General features: G+C 38.3%; 13 protein-coding genes. 1 reads left to right on the top strand and 12 read right to left on the bottom strand.

Annotation, left to right across the window (positions count from 1 at the left end):
- Nucleotide 1: 1 nt before the first annotated feature.
- The 8 genes from KCTC52924_RS07625 to uvrC all read right to left on the bottom strand — a co-directional run bounded on the left by KCTC52924_RS07625 (nt 2) and on the right by uvrC (nt 13832).
- Nucleotides 2–3205, bottom strand: coding sequence for a carboxypeptidase regulatory-like domain-containing protein (locus KCTC52924_RS07625; protein ID WP_251806128.1), 3204 nt, complete (start codon nt 3203–3205; stop codon nt 2–4).
- A 170-nt stretch (nt 3206–3375) separates the two neighbouring features.
- Nucleotides 3376–5013, bottom strand: coding sequence for a glucose-6-phosphate isomerase (pgi, locus tag KCTC52924_RS07620; protein WP_251806127.1), 1638 nt, complete (start codon nt 5011–5013; stop codon nt 3376–3378).
- 1 nt (nt 5014) lies between these two features.
- Entirely contained in the window at nt 5015–6283 is a 1269-nt protein-coding gene (locus tag KCTC52924_RS07615) for a peptidoglycan DD-metalloendopeptidase family protein (protein WP_251806126.1), read from the bottom strand.
- 2 nt (nt 6284–6285) lie between these two features.
- The gene (locus KCTC52924_RS07610) at nt 6286–7251 is read right to left on the bottom strand and encodes a tryptophan 2,3-dioxygenase family protein (protein WP_251806125.1); all 966 of its coding nucleotides are present in this window, start codon (nt 7249–7251) and stop codon (nt 6286–6288) included.
- 2 nt (nt 7252–7253) lie between these two features.
- Nucleotides 7254–8084 carry a DUF3108 domain-containing protein gene (locus tag KCTC52924_RS07605; protein ID WP_251806124.1) on the bottom strand — a complete coding sequence of 277 codons (831 nt, stop codon included), beginning with the start codon at nt 8082–8084 and terminating at the stop codon, nt 7254–7256.
- 315 nt (nt 8085–8399) lie between these two features.
- Nucleotides 8400–9539 carry a 4-hydroxyphenylpyruvate dioxygenase gene (gene hppD, locus KCTC52924_RS07600; protein WP_251806123.1) on the bottom strand — a complete coding sequence of 380 codons (1140 nt, stop codon included), beginning with the start codon at nt 9537–9539 and terminating at the stop codon, nt 8400–8402.
- Nucleotides 9540–9765: 226 nt separating this feature from the next.
- Nucleotides 9766–12027 carry a patatin-like phospholipase family protein gene (locus KCTC52924_RS07595; RefSeq protein ID WP_251806122.1) on the bottom strand — a complete coding sequence of 754 codons (2262 nt, stop codon included), beginning with the start codon at nt 12025–12027 and terminating at the stop codon, nt 9766–9768.
- Nucleotides 12028–12044: 17 nt separating this feature from the next.
- A complete protein-coding gene (uvrC, locus tag KCTC52924_RS07590) occupies nt 12045–13832 on the bottom strand; it encodes an excinuclease ABC subunit UvrC (RefSeq protein ID WP_251806121.1) in 1788 nt (595 codons plus the stop codon).
- A 584-nt stretch (nt 13833–14416) separates the two neighbouring features.
- On the opposite strand from uvrC, the gene KCTC52924_RS07585 reads away from it, so the two are divergent.
- Nucleotides 14417–14977: a 5-formyltetrahydrofolate cyclo-ligase gene (locus KCTC52924_RS07585; RefSeq protein WP_251806120.1), complete on the top strand. Its 561-nt coding sequence runs from the start codon at nt 14417–14419 to the stop codon at nt 14975–14977.
- Here the strand turns inward: KCTC52924_RS07585 and KCTC52924_RS07580 are convergent.
- The 4 genes from KCTC52924_RS07580 to ileS are packed head-to-tail and all read right to left on the bottom strand — an operon-like array spanning nt 14949 to nt 20081.
- Nucleotides 14949–15599: a lipoprotein signal peptidase gene (locus KCTC52924_RS07580; RefSeq protein ID WP_251806119.1), complete on the bottom strand. Its 651-nt coding sequence runs from the start codon at nt 15597–15599 to the stop codon at nt 14949–14951. The two genes, KCTC52924_RS07585 and KCTC52924_RS07580, sit on opposite strands and share 29 nt — an antisense overlap.
- A 34-nt stretch (nt 15600–15633) precedes the next feature.
- On the bottom strand, nt 15634–16254 hold the full coding sequence (locus tag KCTC52924_RS07575) for a hypothetical protein (RefSeq protein ID WP_251806118.1): 621 nt from the start codon (nt 16252–16254) through the stop codon (nt 15634–15636).
- A gap of 37 nt (nt 16255–16291) precedes the next feature.
- Complete coding sequence (locus KCTC52924_RS07570) at nt 16292–16675, bottom strand: TraR/DksA C4-type zinc finger protein (protein ID WP_251806117.1); 384 nt, start codon at nt 16673–16675, stop codon at nt 16292–16294.
- Between the two features lie 4 nt (nt 16676–16679).
- Nucleotides 16680–20081: an isoleucine--tRNA ligase gene (ileS, locus tag KCTC52924_RS07565; protein WP_251806116.1), complete on the bottom strand. Its 3402-nt coding sequence runs from the start codon at nt 20079–20081 to the stop codon at nt 16680–16682.
- Between the last annotated feature and the right edge of the window lie 158 nt (nt 20082–20239).

The following is a 20239-nucleotide window of genomic DNA, read 5'->3' as shown; positions in this document are numbered from 1 at the left end:
TTTAATTAAAACTATATCTAAGTCCTAATTGCATCTGCCATCTAGAGGATTGCAAACCAGAATCATCTATAATATTGGTTGTTTCAGTAGATCGCGGGTCAAAAGAAAATTGAGGTGTGGTGCCATCTGCTGCAAAACCTTCAAAATCGAAAAGACCTACCTGATTATAGTTAGCGAATGTTCTAACTCCCCATTCCTTATTCAAGAGATTGGTGAAATTGAATATGTCTGCTGTAACTTCAATGATGTGTCTTTTCTTTCCGAACATGAGCCCAAATTCTTGAGCTACTTTCAAATCGATAATATGAGACCAATCCGATCGGTCAGCATTTCTTTCTGCAAATTTACCCTTTCTACTTCTTAGGTAATCATTCCCGTCGATAAATGCACTTAAAGTAGCATATTGCTCCACAGCAGTTAAATCATTTGTGTCAACCAAAAGCGCATCACTGAAACTGGAAGGCACATAAATTAATGAGGAGAAAGAGCCCGTATCAGACAATAGACTACTAGTGTTATAGATATAACTAAATGGTGATCCTTCTGCACCTTCATAGAAAATACCTATTCTAGTTTTTAAATTATCACTCCATTTCAACTCTATAGTGGAGTTGGCAATTACTCGGTGTCCCGGTGAAAAATCTGATCTTGAAAGTACAGGTCTATTAGAACCATTAACGGTTTCCAAATTTCTCCACTGAGAACTATTTTGAGAAGATGTAGCATCGATAAGAACATCAGAATCACCATAAGAATAAGTTGCTTGTGTCCTAATATCGATCATTGGTCCAAAAAAGCTTTTTGTCAAAGTACCTGATACATTGTATGAACTACCTTCTCCGGTATTATACCCAAGGTAAACATCACTGTAGGTTCTATCCACTTTTGCAAAGCCATAATTTGGTCTAGATCCAGGGCCAGTGGTATTAAATTGTGGTCCTGCCAAGTTTAAATTCTCAAAGGCTACTGCAGTAATGTTATCGTTCCAGATAAAATCTGCCGAGAAAACTACACCACCGGGTAACTTTTGATCGATGGCAATGTTTGTTTTAAACACCTGTGGCATTTTAAAGTCCTTAGCATATAAATCTATTTGCCCACCAACGGAACCACTACCGGGTGCGGGATCGGCAAATTGGCCTTGAGGGTCAGGATTAAAAGCAGGTACATTATTTCCGGTCAATTGAATATAGCCAGCCGTAATACCGTTATTGTTATAGGCTCCTCCAGGCCATACCAAAGGTATTCTAGAAGTGAACACTCCTAACCCTCCTCTAATTTGAGTAGAACGATCACCATTAACATCCCAATTAAAACCTACTCTAGGCGCAAAATGAACATTTGCATCAATCCCTTGCCCTACCCTAGCTCCTTGTAAATCCTTTCCTGCAGCCTCTAACAAAGCTACGGATCTTGTATTAAAATCCTGATTATCTAGACCATCTGCCCAAAAAGGAACGTCTATTCTAACTCCCATAGTAAACTTGAAGTTATCGGTCACGTTCACTTGATCTTGGACATACAAACCAAATTGGAATAAATCAAATTCTGCTGCACCTTGAGAGTCATCTCCAAATCCTCCCAAAAGAGAGTAACCATATCTATATCTGTTGGCCGGGTTTCCACCCATGAAATCAGATAAATTACTAAAGCGATAGTCTCCAAAATTCTGTCTGAAGAATACATTTTTAGAGGAAGAGAATTCGTTATTGGTACCTATCGTAATATTATGTCTTCCTGCATAAATTTCAAAATTATCGGTAATAGTCAAATTACTTTGCTCCAATAAATTAGCGGTGGAAAAAGCTTCAGAACCAAAATTAATGGATGTTCCAGCTACATCAGAGATTTGAACTGAGGGAAAACCGGCTCCATTAGGATCTCTATCATCATTTACCGAGGTATAACCTATAACCAGATTATTTGCCATATTTTGTCCAATCTTGGTATTGAGCTCTAAGGCTGTAGAATTGGTAATGGATTCTAAATTTATAGCCCCATTAAAAAAGTTAATAGACCCACCATTGGAAGAAGGCGCATCTAACTCTACGGCCTTAACATAACTGTGTTTTAAAGACAGTTTATTATTTTCATTGATATTCCAGTCGACCTTTGCTATCAATTTATCGCTCACTAAAGAAGAAGTGTTGTTGGTATAGCCACCCGCATCATATCCATAATTAGCCTTTAGTAAATTAGCAAGGTTGTCTAGGTCAGCTGCTGTAGCATTACCGTCGTAATTGTCTATATTAAATGGTTGAGGAGTCTCATTCTCTTGTCTTTCATAATTAACAAAGTAGAATAGCTTATCCTCTATAAGGGGCCCACCTACTCTAACACCATATGTCTTAGCAGTAAAGTCTTCTAGCTTAGAACGCTTACCATCCGAACCTACAAGGCCTGCAGGAGTTTTACCGGTCAAACTTTGGTTTCTTAAAAACCCATATACAGAACCTTCGATACTATTTGTTCCAGATTTGGTAATAGCATTTATACTACCTCCGGCGAAACCAGATTGTCTAACATCAAAAGGGGCTACATTTATTTGAAAGGACTCTATGGCATCTAATGATATTGGACTAACTCCCGTTTGCCCACCATTAGTACCATTGGCAGCTAAACCAAAAACATCATTATTCACCGCACCATCAATAAATATTGCATTAAAACGGTTATTTTGACCACTAATGGAAATTACGTCATCCCCAGTAACCTTAGCCTGTGGTGTAAGCCTTGCAAAATCTGAAATGTTCCTAGAAATTGAAGGTAAGTTATTTACCTGCCTTTGACTTACATTGGTTTCGGCTCCCGTTTTACCCGAATCAAAAATACTATTGGTCTGACCGATTACAATCACCTCTTCAAGTGCGTTAAAGGACTCACCCAGTTCAACCCTGATTTTTTTTGAATCACCCAATTGTAAATACACATCATTGTACTCACTGTTTTCAAAACCTACGTAGGAAATGGTAATTTTATAGGGTCCACCAACTCTCATATTGGATATCCTATAAAATCCATCAAAATCCGTTATGGCACCATAAGTTGATCCCGAAGAAGTATGAACCGCCACAATGTTGGCACCAAATAATGGAATGTTTTCATTATCCAATACCCTTCCGTTAATGGAAGATGTTGTCACACCCTGTGAAAATCCAATCGCCGTGCATAAAAACACCGCAAAAACCAAGTAAATTTTTTTCATTTTTCTTGAGTTAAAGAGTTTTAAATTCAAGCTGCAAAAATGTTATATTTTTTGCAGCCAAATATTAAAACTATGTTAAATTAGTTAAGGCAAATTTAACATAAAACTCAAGTATATAATTGCTAAACAAGAAGTTACAGGTGATTATTGGAATTATTTAGTCTTTCCCCTTAATTCTTAAATAAATCTAAAAGATTTAACGTAGATACATCATGATTCGCAATATCATCTCCCTCTATATCACTGAGAATTGCGGTTGCAAGTTGCTTCCCCAATTCCACTCCCCATTGGTCGTAACTGTAAATATTCCAAATTACCCCCTGCACATATATTTTATGCTCGTATAAGGCAATTAGGGCACCCAAAGATTTTGGAGTCAATTTGTCCAAAAGCAAGGTATTAGTAGGCTTGTTGCCTTCAAATACTTTAAATGGGAGTATTTTGTTTATGGAAGATTCATCCTTATTGTTGGAAAGAAGTTCTTTCTTCACGTCTTCGGGCGACTTCCCATTCATCAGCGCTTCGGTCTGCGCAAAGAAGTTGGCCATTAGTTTATTGTGATGATCCTTGTCCCCGTATAATGATTCCTTAAACCCAATAAAATCTGTAGGAATTACTTTGGTTCCCTGATGAATTAATTGAAAAAATGCATGTTGGGAATTGGTTCCTGGTTCTCCCCAAATAATGGTGCCAGTTTGGTAATCTACTTTCTGCCCGTTTCTATCCACACTTTTTCCGTTACTTTCCATGACTCCCTGTTGTAGATAGGCTGAAAAACGGGATAAATATTGTGAATAAGGTATTATGGCTTCAGTCTCGGAACCATAAAAATTATTGTACCATATACTGATAAGCGCCAAGACCACAGGAATATTCTCTTCAAAATCTGCAGTTTCAAAATGGTTATCCATTTCATTGGCACCGGTTAGCATCTCACTAAAATGTTCATAACCTACTGCTAGGCAAATGGAAAGTCCCACTGCACTCCATAGGGAAAATCTACCTCCCACCCAATCCCACATTGGGAAAACATTTTGTGGTACTATCCCAAATTCCTCTATTTTCTCAGTATTGGTAGAAACAGCAGCAAAATGCTTGGCCACATCTTTTTGGGCAGCAGATTTTAAGAACCATTTCTTTATCGTAGTAGCATTTGTTAAGGTTTCCTGAGTAGTGAAGGTTTTGGAAACTACCACAAATAGGGTGGTTTCTGGATCCAATCCTTTTAAGGTTTCGTGCACATGATCTCCATCCACATTACTAACAAAATGCATTTTAAGATGGTTGCCATAGAATTTAAGAGCTTCTACGACCATTGCAGGACCAAGATCGGACCCACCAATCCCAATATTTACCACATCGGTAAAGGCTTTACCTGTATATCCTTTTGCAGATCCAGAAATTATAGAATCGGAAAACTGCTTCATCCTATTTCTAACGGCATATACCTCGGGCACAACATTTACACCATCTACCTTTATAACGTCGGTTTCCTTTGCCCTAAGCGCAGTGTGCAACACCTCCCTACCTTCGGTTTCATTTATGACCTTTCCTTTAAATTGATCGCGGATAGCATTTTTTAACCCTACTTCCTCAGCGAGTTGCAGGAGAAGATCCATAGTTTCCTCTGAAATTCTGTTTTTGGAATAATCTACGGTAAAATCGTTCCAAGTAATGGTGAATTTATTTGCCCGATCTGGATTTGACCCAAAATACTCCTCCAAAGTCTTGGCCGAAGTATCTTTAAAATGAGAGGTTAATTTTTTCCAAGCTTTGGTTTTTGTAGGGTTACTGTGATCTAAGGACATATTAATCATTTAGTGTTAATAGCTGCTCCTCTGGGAGTTCTATATATTCTATACAGTCTAACTTGCTTTTAAATGGAGCTATAAAGGCTAAGTATTGTGTTTTTAAACTATCGGCAATTGGGTCTGCAGTAGGCAATTTTTCTCTTAAAGGGTCTACTTGATGCCCGTTTTTCCAAAAGCGGTAACAAACGTGTGGGCCACTGGTATTCCCGGTCATCCCAATCCATCCAATAACATCTCCCTGCTTTACGAATTGCCCCCTTTTTACATTTTGCGCCTTCATGTGAAGGTATTGGGTACTGTAGGTTCCGTTGTGCTTTATTTTTACATATTTACCATTCCCACCCCTTCTGGTGGACTCCTCCACTGTACCACTTGCCGTAGCTAGGATAGGAGTTCCTAAAGGAGCAGCATAATCCGTCCCTTTATGCGGACGCACTTTATTGCCGTAATAGGCAATTCTTCTATTGAGGTTATATCTGGAGGAAATTCTGCTAAACTGTACTGGAGACCTCAAAAATGCACGTCTTAAGTTCTTTGCTTCCTGATCGTAATACTCCCTAATATTCCTTATAGAATCCGTGACAAAGTTAAAGGCGTAAAACGGCTCCCCGTTATGTTCAAAATAAGCCGATTCTATTTGTCCTGAACCTGCATAGATAGAATCGTTGATATATTTCTCTTTGTAGATTACTTTAAATTTATCACCCTTTTGCAGCCTAAAAAAGTCGATGTTCCATGCGTAGATTTCCGACAGGCGATTTGTGATATTATAATCTATGCCCTGCTCTAAAATAGCTTCCGACAAAGAAGATTTTATAATCCCTGAGGCTTCGCGTTCCACGTATTTTACCTTTTGCTTTTTTCTATAGGCCACTACGCTATCTCTCAAATCAACCACAGTGTAATTAATAGGGTCGTTCTGATAAATAAATACTTGGGCAGTATTACTAGTGTCTTTGGATTTTAAAATTAAATAAGGCTTTCCTACGTTGAATTTACGAACGTCAAAAGTATCTTTAAAATTTTCTGTAATAGCTGCTATTTTCGGGTAATTTACTTTATTTCTCAGCATTATTTCCCCGAAGATATCCCCTTTTCTCACGGTATCCCTTAGCACTTCAAAATCTTCAAGATTAAACCCGAACTGCATTACGGCAACTGGTTTTTTTATAGTGACCACTTCCACCAATTCACCTCTTTGATGCTTATCATCTTTACAGGAGACAACCAATACTAAACTAAAAATCAGGGCCCAATACTTACTCATCGCTATTTTTTTACTTTTTCTGGGTTAAAGATATGGTCTACCCATTGTTTTCCCCAATTATTTAACTCTTGTTTGGTATATAGTTCTGGAAAAAAAATCACCTTTTGGAAACTTGGCGGTAAATATTCCTTCCAATTGGTTCCTCCGGTAGCTTCAATTTGGGCATTATCCTTAGTTAAATAGCGATAGGCCGATCCCATGTGCATTAAAGGCCAATTTACATTGGCGTTCATATCCAATGCCTTTAACGCTTCAACCAAAGTTTTATTATCCTTGGCTTCCTGCGGAAGCTGTAGGTACTTATCATATATAGTACTATTTTCTACTTGCTTCGCTATCCTGATCAATCTTGGAGTATATCGGTACTCGAACTGTTTTAAGGTCAGGGTCTTTTCACCGGTCACCTTATCTGTGGCTCCCTTTTTCCAATAGATATGTTCGTACAACTCCTCAAGAGTACTATTTGAAGAGAAATCTTCACGTTCGGAATAATGGACCAAATTCTCCATGGAGGTAGCGTAAAGCTCTATCATCCTATACTGAGCAGATTGAAATCCGCTAGCCGGCAACAAGGCCATTCTATATTGCATAAACTGCTCCCTTTGCATTCCTTTGATCATTACGCTAAAAGAAGAGATTAAGACTTGATAATAGCTATTGATACGATTGGCTTTTTCTATAAAGAAATCTAAATCCTGGGATTTATCGTCAACAAGTTGTTTTTGTTCGTGCAGAATGAGCTTAAAATAAAGTTCGGTAATCTGATGGTACATTATAAATATTTCCTCATCAGGAAAATGGGTTCTAGGCACTTGGATACTTAGAAGGGTATCCAAATTAATATAATCCCAATACGTAAGATACCGTTGGTAAAGCAAGCCATCTAAATAAGAACTAAGATCTTGCCCGGAGTCCCTGTATTTTTCTTCTAATTTGGAAATCTGGGAATCTATATGCTCTTTATCCATTTTTAATCCATTATAATTTTAAATTGATGCTTAAGTCCATTATAACCATCCAAATCTGCTTTTATGGAGCCAACCCTGATATCTGCCTGAATTCTAATGGGAATTTTGTTATCGTCATTAGAAACCCATAACGACAAGCTTTCTTGCGCCTTAAACACCCTTCCAGATTGGACATAAGGCCTAAACTTCAGGCATTCTACCTTGCCAAATTTTGTTTTTAGGATTTCTTTACCTAAATATTTAAGCTTAAATTTAAATACCCCATCATCGTCATAAAGCACATCAAGATTTATCGACTTACCTTCTTCCAAATCTTCGAATATGTAATTGTTGCGAAGAAAATAAAAGGCCGAAACCAAATCTTGGATATCCTTTTGGATGGTAAAATTAAACTTTTTATCGTTTTTCTTATCGTTTAATACCGCAATATCGGTTTTATAATCAAAATTCACCTCGATATCCTTGGTATATCCGCCCTCATTTATTTTCCTAATAAACTTATAGGGCCTACCGTCTTGCTGATCAAAGTAACTTTCGTAGGTGTCATCAACCTTAAAAAATATACTTGCGAAACCAGCAGTTTTTCCATTTCCCACAACGTGATATACAGGAATCCCGTTTAAATTTTCGGATGTTAGGTGCAAGGTGGCATAGCTGGCATTTAAAAATCCATAATGAATTCGAAATTTGAGCCATTCGCCAGGCTGAAAAGCCGACATCTTTGGTGAATCCTCTTCCAAAAATTCAGTTGTGGTATTCCACTTAGGTGGATGATTCTGCGAATTAATGGAAAGTCCTACAATTAAAACCAGAATAACACTAATCTTTTTCATATTCTTTTGCTGTTGTAAAATTAATAAAAACATTTGAATTGTGCCTTTATTCGCTACTACGTAAACAAGAATTATTCCAAAGTATTGTTATACAAAAAAAGCCCAGTCGTAAAACTGGGCTTTCCTAAATAACCAACCAAACTTTAAATTATGAAAAACCAATACTTAAAGTTGCAAGGGAACCACCCCTTGCGAGTACAAATTTAATACAACTCTTAGTTCTGAAATAGCTTTTAACTTACTTTAACGCTTCCCTTAACACAATTTAATATAAACGTTGGGGAAATTAGCAAATAGTTAAGAAAAAACGGCTTGTTAGAGCGTTCCTCGTGACTCTTGCTCCCTTTCGATTGCCTCGAACAACGCTTTAAAATTTCCCTTCCCAAAAGATTTTGCCCCTTTTCTTTGAATTATCTCAATAAACATAGTAGGTCTATCTAGAATTGGCTTGGTGAATATCTGCAAAAGATACCCTTCCTCATCCCTATCTATAAGTATTCCCAACTCCCTCAATGGCGCCAGATCTTCATCTATCTTACCTACCCGATCCAGAACGTCCTCATAATAACTGGACGGAACGGTAAGAAACTCGACTCCTCTAGCTTTTAGGGAACCCACAGTCTCTATTATATTGTCCGTGGCCAATGCCATATGCTGTACTCCCGCCCCATTATAAAATTCTATATATTCCTCTATCTGGGATTTTTTTCTCCCCTCTGCAGGCTCGTTGATTGGAAATTTGATACGTCCGTTGCCATTGCTCATCACTTTGCTCATAAGGGCCGTATATTCCGTTGAAATATCTTTATCATCAAAAGACACCAATTGCGAAAAGCCCATTACTTTAGCATAGAACTGACACCATTTATCCATTTCATTCCACCCTACGTTGCCCACCATATGATCTATATATTTAAGACCCAAATCCGAAGGTTTATATAGAGGATCCCAATTTCTAAAACCGGGCATAAATACTCCCTTGTAATTTTTCCGCTCCACGAACACGTGTACTGTTTCCCCGTAAGTATGTATTCCGGATAGCACCACCTCACCTTCGGCATCTTTCCTAACCCTAGGCTCCATATAACTTTCCGCACCCCGGTTCACCGTTTCTATATAACTTTGCCTAGCATCATCTACCCATAGCGCTATAACTTTTACACCATCTCCATGCGCATCTATATGCTTGTTGATATCTCCTCCAGATTTTAAGGGAGAAGTCAATACCAATTTAATTTTATCTTGCTGAAGCACATAGGAAACCCTATCTTTAAGTCCGGTTTCCAAACCCGCATAGGCCAAAGGCTGAAAACCCCAAGCAGACCTATAATAATGCGCTGCCTGTTTGGCATTTCCCACATACAGCTCTACGTAGTCCGTTCCCAATAGAGGAAGAAAATCTTCTACCCCCAAGTTCTCCTTGGGCAATTTTAAGGGTGTTTTATCTGCAGCCATAATCGTATTATTTTTTAATAGAAATATAATTTGCGAGGGCTGTGACAACTGCTTTCTCCAAGAAATTCCTGGCCATTTTACCTCATCGCTCTAAAATAAGCGACAACCCCTATTTTGCAGTATAGCATCTTAAAATACTTGTCGCTTAAATAACAAATATCGCAATAAATATCATCCTATTTTGTTAATTAATATTATTTGGAGGCCATAAACATTAAGGGGGTCCTTAAAACCAATACCCAACACTGAAGAAGAGATGATTTTCCTTTTGCTCGGGAGAAAAAGTATAATAGAACTGAATGGGACCAATAAAGGATTCAAGACCGTAACCAATACCATAGCCAGAAAACTCTGGTTCCTTAAACCAATCTGCGGTCCTAAAAAGGTCATCTCCTACATTGGCGAAATTTGCCGTAATAAGAATATGATTTTTAGGCACAAACTCATAATCTATCTTGGCTGTTGTCTTAACAAAACTATTTCCTACAAGGCTCAAAAAATCATATCCATAAAAGGGAATTGCATTGTTTACCAAATGGGTGCCAAAACCTCCCAATATAAAATCCATTGAAGCAACGGGTGAAATACCCCATTTAAATCCGCCTTCAGCTTCTAAATTTAGATAGACCTTATTGAAAAGTGAGAATGCACCCCCCATTCTGGCCTTGCCTATGGAAAACTCCTTGAAATTATTATTAAAATCTGACGACAATACATAAAAGTGAAAATCACCGTCGAAAAACAGTCCTTTGGTGGGGAAGAAAATATCATCATAAGTATCATAGGTCAGCTTACCGTAAGCACTGTAAAAATTACTATTCTCAAAATAGGTTCTACTATTAGACGGAACGGTAGAAGACGTACTAGTAGTATCCGCAACATTTAGCGTTTTAGTGCTGTATTTCAACAACTTATGCTCCAATCCCAAAGTAAATGCAAATTCTTCCTTCAATACCGTTTGCACATATACCTGGTTGGTAAGATCTGTGGCACTCAGATTTATTTTTTGGATATTGGAACTAGCATCTACCTCAAAATTGGATCTTATCAAATCAAAATCTATCTCCTTGTTAAAATCATCGAAATTGGAATTTATACCGAAACTCCAGTAAAACCCTTTATCCACATAATACTCCAAATTATACCTAAGATTATCCCCTATAATAATATCGAACGAGGCCACATCATCATCCATTAAAAAGTTCTTCTTAGTTAGATTTGCAATTCCGGCACTTTTATACAGATCATCATAATGCAAGCCCAACCTGATAAACATTTTGTCCGGATTTTCTGTTACGTTGAGCAGCAGGCCAACCCCATCACCATTACCCAACATCTCGTATTTTATGGACCTAAAGTTACCGGTGGCCGACAAGTTATTGATACCCCTTTGTAATTTAGCAAAGGTAATATCATCATCTACGTTAAACCGAAGCTTACCCATGATATAGGCCCTAGAATAATTGTAATTCCCCTGTATCATCAGCTCATTTACATGAATGGTATCCTTGAGTTTTGCTGGAATTACCCCTCTTTTTTTAACAAACGGGTCACCCGCCAACTTCACCAAATCATCAAATTTTAAGCGAGCCGCCACTTCTCCTTTATCTATTATGGCACTGCCATAATTAAAATCGATTACCGAATATTCCTTTATATCAGGGGTGATGTAAATATCGGTCAGTTCCGATTTTTTTTCCATATCCCTCACTGTTCTATAATTGTTAATCTGCAGAAGAATTTCCGTAGCGGAAACTAGATTTTCCCGATCGGAAAGGCCGTGTTGAACATCGACTCCTATAATAATATCGGCTCCCATTTTTTTCACTTCCCTCAAGGGATAGTTATTGACCACCCCACCATCAATTAACACTTTCCCATCTAACTCCACTGGTCTAAATAGGGAAGGAAAAGTCCCGCTGGCTAAAATAGCCTGTGGCAAATACCCATGATCTAAACGCACTTCATCCCCAGTTTCTATATCGGTAGCTATGCAGACAAACGGAATTTTTAATTTGCTAAAATCCTTTACGTCCTTTACATGATAAAGCAATCTCACAAACTCGTTATAAATACTTTGCCCTCCAGAAATGGCTTGCGGTATGGTTATTTTAAATCCATTAAAAGGAAGGGTAATGGCATATCTTTCCGAATCTTCCTTCTCATAGAATGTTTTGGAGCTTCTGGGCACATTATCCTGGATTAGGCTCATAAAATTGGTGCTCCTAAATATGGAATCTAGTTCGGAAGCCGTGTATCCCGACGCGTAGAGCGCCCCCACGATAGCCCCCATACTGGTACCCCCTATATAGTCTATTTTTACACCCGCTTCCTCAATAACCTTTAGTGCACCTATATGGGCCAAGCCCTTGGCTCCACCGCCACTAAGGACAAGCCCTATTTTTAAATCTTTATGCTTATTAGAATCCTGTCCGCGAAACGCAGTAGAAAAAATGATTAAAAATAGGAGCATCAAGTATTTTGGCATTTTACTAAATTAGGGGTTTAATGAAAGGATTCATAAATTATTTTCGCCTTGGAATTACCTACGGTTTCCGCAAGCTCTTCCAGAGAGGCTTCTTTGACCCTTTTTACAGATTTATATTTTTTTAACAGTTCCTCTACTGTCTTCTTACCTATGCCTTTAATTGCTTCCAGTTCAGAATCAATAGCCGCCTTACTCCTCTTATTCCTATGAAAGCTAATCCCAAATCGATGCGCTTCGTTCCTAAGTTGTTGGATGATTTTTAGGGATTCGGACCTTTTATCCAAATATAGGGGAATGGGGTCGCCCGGGAAATATATTTCTTCCAATCTTTTGGCTATGCCCACAATGGCAATTTTCCCTCTAAGACCTAATTCATCCAAACTTTTTAAGGCAGATGAAAGCTGCCCTTTACCCCCATCTATAACTATAAGTTGCGGCAAGGATTCACCCTCTTCGGTCAATCGTTTATACCGCCTAAAGACCACCTCTTCCATAGAAGCAAAATCATCTGGACCGGAAACCGTTTTAATATTGTAATGCCTGTATTCCTTTTTCGTTGGTTTTCCATCCCTAAACACTACACATGCCGCAACAGGATGGGTACCTTGGATGTTGGAATTATCAAAACATTCTATATGTCTGGGCTCTTTTGCTAGTCGAAGATCAGTCTTCATTTGCGCCATGAGCCTATTGGTATGCCTGTCCGGATCAATAATTTTTATTTGCTTAAATCTGTCCAGACGGAAAAATTTAGCGTTTCGCTCAGATAGCTCCAATATCTTTTTCTTATCCCCCAATTTGGGTACCACAATTTTTAAATGGTCCTCCAGAGCTATCACATACGGAAGGTAAATTTCCTTGGATTGCGAATTAAACCGTTGCCTAATCTCCACAACCGCCAACTGAAGCAACTCGGCATCAGTTTCATCCAATTTTTTCTTGATTTCCATGGTATGGGAGCGTATGATGGACCCATGGGAAAGCTGTAGGAAATTTACATAGGCAAATGCCTCATCTGAAACAATGGTAAAGACATCTACATTATTGATATTGGGATTTACTATCGTTGTTTTTACCTGATAGTTTTCCAAAACATCTATTTTATCCTTGATCTTCTGGGCTTCCTCGAACTTCATTTCCTGGGCCAAGGACTTCATTTGATCCCTAAAATAATGTAAGGACTCCTTAAAACTACCCTTTACAATCTCCCGTATATCAGCAATTTGCCGGTTGTAATCTTCCTCAGATTGCAAACCTTCACACGGCCCTTTACAGTTCCCCAAATGATATTCCAAACACACCTTATACTTATCGGCCGCAATTTTATCTGGGGATAGATCGTAATTACAGGTACGCAAGGAGTAAACACTTTTTATAAGATCCAGCAGGGTATGTACGGTCTTCATACTGGTATAGGGACCAAAATACTCTGATCCATCCTTAATATATCTTCTAGTAGGGAAGATCCTTGGAAACCGTTCATTTTTAATACAGATCCACGGATAGGTCTTGTCGTCCTTTAAAAGCACATTATATCTTGGCCTGTACTTTTTGATAAGATTATTTTCGAGAAGCAGGGCATCGGATTCGGTAGGAACCACTATATGCCTAATGTTTTTAATTTTCTTTACAAGAACCCTCGTCTTCCCGTACTCGTGATTTTTGTTAAAATAAGACGCAACCCTTTTCTTTAAATTTTTAGCCTTACCTACATAAAGTATCTTTTCTTCAACATCATAAAATTGATATACTCCCGGATTTTCCGGTAAAGATTTTAATTGTACATCGATAGGGGTATAGGGCATTTTATTAAGGTTTCTACGTTCTTAATTATCAAGGAAAATTACTACGTTTTTATCAAAGCACACAGGAATTATAAACTTTTAACGAGCTCCGAAAAATCAACTCCACCCTACGAGGGTGTCCGTAGGGATATTATGCAGCGAACTCTCAAAAACAATCGAATACTATACCTCATTTATCCAAAAAAAATCGTTTAAACTAATTTTTATCCGATTAAGCACCAAATCGCCCTGATTATGACTCAAATGGGTAAAAATATATAACGATTTGATAATCAGTTATTTATGTGTTATAAACATTCATAGAGCTGAAAACTATCACTTTAAAAACAAAATAATATGTTAAAATTTGTGTATTTCATCGATTAAATGGTGCGCTTTATAGATAAACTAGTGCTTTTTTAAGTACCTTTAAAAAAATCATAAAGCAGAATTGCAGATGGACAACTACATAATCACCCTAGCAACTTACTTAATTTTAATGGTTGTATTTAAGATTTATTATTATTTTAAGGTAGGAGTAAGAGAATAGTTATCCACAATTCCATTCTTGTTCCCCCAAATTTTTTAGAATCCAATCCGTAACTATGTTGAAAAAAGATTTGCGATTGAAATATCAAGAACGTCGCGAAAATCTTAGTATCCAGCAACTTGACGATTATAGTTTGGCCATTGCCAACCAACTTCTTAAAATCCCGATATGGGATTTTTCCTATTACCACCTATTCCTAAGTATTTCAGAGAAAAAAGAGATAGACACCAGTATGGTACTATCCATTTTACAAGGTAAGGATAAAAATGTGGTACTACCGAAAATGGTGGACCACCAAAATCTCATCAATTACCTACTGACTGATAACAGTATTATTAAAAAAAATCATTGGAACATTCCAGAACCGGTAGACGGGATTGAGGTTCCCCCAAAAAAGTTGGATGTTATCTTTATTCCCTTATTGGCTTTTGACCTTCAAGGCAACAGGGTAGGTTATGGCAAAGGTTTTTACGACACCTTATTAAAGACATGCAGACCAGATATTATAAAGATAGGACTATCCCTATTCTTGGCTGAGGACTTAATTTCGGACTCCGAACCTCATGATGTACCGTTGGATTATTGCGTTACTCCTGATCGGATATATTCGTTTTAGACTCGTTTATAGGATGTCCAAAAGCTTTTTTATTGAAGACGATCAAGATTCCTACACCAGTACTTATGGCCATATCTGCAATGTTGAAAACGGGTTCAAAAAAACGGAAATTATTTCCACCTACAAACGGGACCCAATCTGGCCACAGCACATCTATCATTGGGAAATAGAGCATATCTACCACTTTCCCATGAAAAATACTCCCATACGGCTCCGCTGAAAAAACTGTGGCCACTTGGGAATAACTGTCGTTAAAGATCATTCCGTAAAAAACTGAATCCAAGATATTACCAAGTGCCCCGGCAAAAATAAGAGACACTGCTATAATTAATGTTTTAGAAGAATTCTTTTTTATGGTATCAAAGAGCCAATAGCCTATTCCTACAATCGCAAACAATCTAAAAATGGTCAGTATCAGTTTTCCAACCTTATCAGAAATAGGGAAAATATCACTTAACTTGGTGCCCCAGGCCGCCCCTTCATTCTCAATAAATAATATTTTGAACCAATTAAATACGTCTATTGATTCTCCCAAAACAAAATGGGTCTTAATATAAATTTTGCTTACCTGGTCTATAAGGAGGATCAAAATTATAATGAAAAGCGATTTTTTTAAAGTCATTACTTACAAAATAGATTTGGCAAAAATAGTCATATTATTCGGTTTTCCTTATTGTGATATGTCCAGTTACGGAATTAAGGGAAAAATGGGATTCTCCCTTGGGGATAAAATCACTCATAAATTGCCCGTATTTAGTGATGGCGTCTATTTCAGCCCCTGTGGTAAGCACTTTTATACCTCCGCTTTGCGTAAAAACATCCACTACGCCCATTACTTTTCCTAGATAACATTCCCCATCATTTAAAGTAATCTTAAGGGATTTATAAGTACCGCTAACCTCTAGGTTGCTGCTATTCCCGTTCACTACTACTTGTAGTTTTTTGGGAATACTTATTATTAAACTTATGGAGATCACTTTATGGGCACTAAGTTTATCGTTTGGGTTTATAAAATTGGGTTGAAGTCCAGTTCCAATCCACAAGACAGAGTCCTCTTGCCTTAGGTTTAACATAAGATCTGTCATATACTCTCCCTCCATAGCCGCTAATACAGATATCCCCGGAGCATCCACCGTTTCCAATTGGACCGAAAAACAATTTCTAGAATCTATATGCACCTGTGAAATATTGGCGCTTTCAATGGTTTTAGTCACCTGCTTTTGCGCAATCAGGGTAGGGATGTTTCCTATAACAAGTAGGAGTAAGAAATATTTCATATACTAAAAAACGCCCTTTCAGGCGTTTTAGAAGTGTTTAGGACTGCATGTTTTTTGCTTCAATACTCAGGGTGGCATGGGGCACTAATTTTAGTCGCTCCTTGCTAATTAATTTTCCTGTCACACGACAGATCCCGTAGGTTTTGTTTTCAATCCGCAACAAGGCATTTTTTAAATCCCTAATAAACTTTTCCTGACGGATTGCCAGTTGCGTGTTTGCTTCTTTGCTCATAGTCTCAGAACCTTCCTCAAAAGCCTTAAATGTGGGCGAGGTATCATCTGTACCATTATTCCCATCATTCATATATGAACTTCTAAGCAAATCTAGGTGACTTTTTGCTTTGTCAATTTTTTCCTCAATCAGTACTTTAAATTCGCTTAAATCCTTATCTGCGTACCGTACTTTTAAATCATCGCCCATAATCTTAGTGTTTTACAATAAATAATCTGGTATTTACTTCATCAAAGGAAATCTCAATACCATTGTCCAAGCTTTCCTCAAATTTTAGTTCCGCTGCAAGTGTCTCAGTTTTAATATAGGCTATATTGCTTTCTACTGCTGCTTGCACAAAACCATTTTTTAATAATGTAATATCAATTCTATCAGTCACTTCAAACCCTGATTCCTTTCTCAGGTTTTGAATTCTATTCACTAGTTCCCTAGCAATACCTTCTTTTCTTAGGTCCTCATTGATAGATACATCCAAGGCTACTGTTAATGCACCTGAACTAGCCACCAACCAACCCTCTATATCTTGCGAGGAAATTTCTACATCCCCAAGCTGTAAATTAATGCTTTTATTATTAATCTGCAGCAATATTTCGCCATCTTGTTCAATTTTCAAGATATCATCCTGATCCAACTTGGCCACTTCGGCAGCGATCAACTTCATATCCTTCCCATACTTAGGACCTAAAGTCTTAAAATTAGGTTTTATTTGTTTCACCAAAATCCCTGAGGCATCATCCAACAGCTCAATTTCTTTTACATTAACCTCAGTTTTAATCAAATCCGCAACCGCTTCTATTTCCGATCTTTGTTTGTCATCCAGTACAGGTATCATTATCTTTTGTAACGGTTGACGCACCTTGATCTTCTCTTTTTGCCGTATAGACAATACCAATGAAGTAATGGTCTGCGCCTTTGCCATTTTACTTTCCAATTCCTTGTTCACCATCGTCGGATCGTACTTTGGGAATTCGGCCAAATGTACACTTTCAAACGGTTCTTTTCCTGTTGCATCGGTCAAATCCTTATAAAGTCGGTCCATATAAAAAGGAGCCACTGGTGCCGATAATTTTGCAACCGTTTCCAAACAGGTATAAAGTGTTTGATAGGCCGAAATCTTATCTTGCTGATAATCTCCCTTCCAAAAACGTCTTCTACTTAAGCGAACATACCAATTACTAAGGTTTTCCTGCACGTATTCCGATATGGCTCTCGTAGCCCTCGTAGGCTCGTAATCGCCATAAGCCTCATCCACCGTTCTTATCAACGAATGCAATTCTGACAAGACCCATTGATCGATCTCTGGTCTATCCTTCAACGGAATATCAGTTTCTGAATAATCAAATCCGTCAATATTAGTATAAAGCGCAAAGAAGGAATAGGTATTATACAAGGTGCCAAAAAACTTTCGTTTTACTTCTGCAATCCCTTCCACATCGAACTTTAAATTATCCCATGGGTTTGCATTGGTAATCATGTACCAACGGGTGGCATCCGGACCAAATTCATCCATAGTCTCAAAAGGATCTATGGCATTTCCCAATCGTTTAGACATTTTTTTCCCTTCCCTATCCAATACCAAGCCGTTGGAAACCACGTTTTTATACGCAACAGAGTCAAAAACCAAGGTAGCTATTGCATGCATGGTATAGAACCATCCCCTTGTTTGATCTACCCCTTCTGCGATGAAATCGGCGGGAAAAGTCTTGCCCTGATCTATTAAATCCTTATTCTCAAAAGGGTAGTGCCATTGGGCATAGGGCATAGACCCACTGTCGAACCATACATCAATAAGGTCGCTTTCGCGCTTCATAGGTTTCCCGGATGGCGAAACCAAAATAATCTGATCCACAATATTCTTGTGCAGGTCTATTTTGTCATAGTTCTCCTCGGACATATCCCCTACCACAAAATCCTTAAAAATATCTTCTTTTAGGACCCCGGCATCCACGGCCTTTTTCATTTCCTCTTTAAGCTCGGCCACAGACCCCACAAAAAGTTGCTCACTACCATCTTCATTTCTCCAAATAGGCAAGGGAATTCCCCAGTATCGGGAGCGGGAAAGATTCCAATCATTGGCATTGGCCAACCAATTTCCAAACCTACCCTCTCCAGTAGCCTTGGGCTTCCAGTTGATGGTCTGGTTTAGATCGAACATTCGCTCTTTTACATCGGTAACCTTAATAAACCAAGAATCCATTGGATAATACAGAACAGGTTTATCCGTACGCCAGCAATTAGGATAGCTATGCACATACTTTTCTACCTTAAAGGCCCTATTATCTTCCTTTAGTTTGATGGCAATCTCCACATCTACGGATCTTTCCGGGGCTTCGCCATCTTCGTAATATTCGTTTTTTACGTATTTTCCGGCCAATTCCTGTAATTCTGGTCGGAACTTCCCCTGTAGATCCACCAATGGAACTGGATTGTTATTTGCATCCAACACCAACATTGGCGGCACCACTGGAACCGCTTGCTTGGCCACAAGGGCATCATCAGCACCAAAGGTAGGTGCAGTATGTACAATTCCGGTACCATCTTCCGTGGTAACAAAATCGCCCGAGATCACCCTAAAAGCATTTTCCGGATTTTGATAAGGTAGTACGTAGTCTAATAATTGCTCATACCTTACCCCCACTAGGTCAGCCCCTTTGGCCTCCCCAATAATTTGGTAAGGAATTTTCTTGTCTTTAGATGTGTAGTTGGCAAAATCCTCTTCACTTTTCGCAGCAAAAAATTTACCGCTGAACTGTTTTCCTACTAAGGATTTGGCCAGAACAACATCAATAGGTTCAAAAGTATATTGATTAAAAGTCCTTACGGCAACATAATCGATCTTCGACCCTACAGTAAGTGCCGTATTGGATGGCAATGTCCAGGGAGTGGTGGTCCAGGCCAAAAAGAAGGCCTCATTATCCAACCCATCAAAGACCCCATTCAAGGTTTCCTTTCTAATTTTAAATTGGGCAACAACAGTAGTATCGGTTACATCCTGATACGTCCCCGGCTGATTGAGCTCATGTGAACTTAAACCAGTTCCAGCCTTTGGGGAATAGGGTTGAATAGTATATCCTTTGTAGATAAGCCCTTTCTCATAGATCTGTTTTAGCAACCACCAAACAGATTCCATATACTTGGACTTATAGGTGACATAGGGATCTTCCATATCTACCCAATACCCTACCTTTTCGGTCATAGAATTCCAAACATCCGTATAACGCATTACCGCTTTCTTACAAGCTGCATTATAATCCTCCACAGAAATTTTGGTACCAATATCTTCCTTAGTGATACCCAACTCCTTTTCCACACCTAATTCTATGGGTAAACCGTGAGTATCCCAACCGGCCTTACGTTTTACCTGAAAACCTTTCATGGTCTTGTACCGTGGAAATATATCTTTTATAGTACGGGCCATTACATGGTGTATCCCTGGTAGCCCATTTGCAGACGGGGGGCCTTCGTAAAAAACAAAGCTCTCCTTGCCTTCCCGTGAAGTAACACTTTTTTCAAAAACAGTATTCTCCTTCCAGAAGTGTAAAATCTCTTCTGCTACTTTTGGTAAATCTAATCCCTTATATTCTGCAAACTTCATAATAACAGCTTCTAATGCTTCATTTTAAGTTTGCAAAATTACTAAATCTGAACAAATTTCTACCCATCTTAACCCTGGTAAAAAAATCTTTTATCAATTGACTAGCTTTTCCGCCAAGTAATTGGTTTATATACAAAAGTCATATTATTCACAATTTA

The organism is Arenibacter antarcticus (assembly GCF_041320605.1).
Lineage (GTDB): Bacteria > Bacteroidota > Bacteroidia > Flavobacteriales > Flavobacteriaceae > Arenibacter > Arenibacter antarcticus.
This window is presented reverse-complemented; position numbering and strand designations above follow the sequence as displayed.

Excerpts from the sequence above, each read along its gene's own strand:
- KCTC52924_RS07625 (WP_251806128.1), bottom strand. The coding sequence starts at position 3,205 with ATGAAAAAAATTTACTTGGTTTTTGCGGTGTTTTTATGCACGGCGATT.
- pgi (WP_251806127.1), bottom strand. The coding sequence starts at position 5,013 with ATGTCCTTAGATCACAGTAACCCTACAAAAACCAAAGCTTGGAAAAAA.
- KCTC52924_RS07615 (WP_251806126.1), bottom strand. The coding sequence starts at position 6,283 with ATGAGTAAGTATTGGGCCCTGATTTTTAGTTTAGTATTGGTTGTCTCC.
- KCTC52924_RS07610 (WP_251806125.1), bottom strand. The coding sequence starts at position 7,251 with ATGGATAAAGAGCATATAGATTCCCAGATTTCCAAATTAGAAGAAAAA.
- KCTC52924_RS07605 (WP_251806124.1), bottom strand. The coding sequence starts at position 8,084 with ATGAAAAAGATTAGTGTTATTCTGGTTTTAATTGTAGGACTTTCCATT.
- hppD (WP_251806123.1), bottom strand. The coding sequence starts at position 9,539 with ATGGCTGCAGATAAAACACCCTTAAAATTGCCCAAGGAGAACTTGGGG.
- KCTC52924_RS07595 (WP_251806122.1), bottom strand. The coding sequence starts at position 12,027 with ATGCCAAAATACTTGATGCTCCTATTTTTAATCATTTTTTCTACTGCG.
- uvrC (WP_251806121.1), bottom strand. The coding sequence starts at position 13,832 with ATGCCCTATACCCCTATCGATGTACAATTAAAATCTTTACCGGAAAAT.
- KCTC52924_RS07585 (WP_251806120.1), top strand. The coding sequence starts at position 14,417 with ATGTTGAAAAAAGATTTGCGATTGAAATATCAAGAACGTCGCGAAAAT.
- KCTC52924_RS07580 (WP_251806119.1), bottom strand. The coding sequence starts at position 15,599 with ATGACTTTAAAAAAATCGCTTTTCATTATAATTTTGATCCTCCTTATA.
- KCTC52924_RS07575 (WP_251806118.1), bottom strand. The coding sequence starts at position 16,254 with ATGAAATATTTCTTACTCCTACTTGTTATAGGAAACATCCCTACCCTG.
- KCTC52924_RS07570 (WP_251806117.1), bottom strand. The coding sequence starts at position 16,675 with ATGGGCGATGATTTAAAAGTACGGTACGCAGATAAGGATTTAAGCGAA.
- ileS (WP_251806116.1), bottom strand. The coding sequence starts at position 20,081 with ATGAAGTTTGCAGAATATAAGGGATTAGATTTACCAAAAGTAGCAGAA.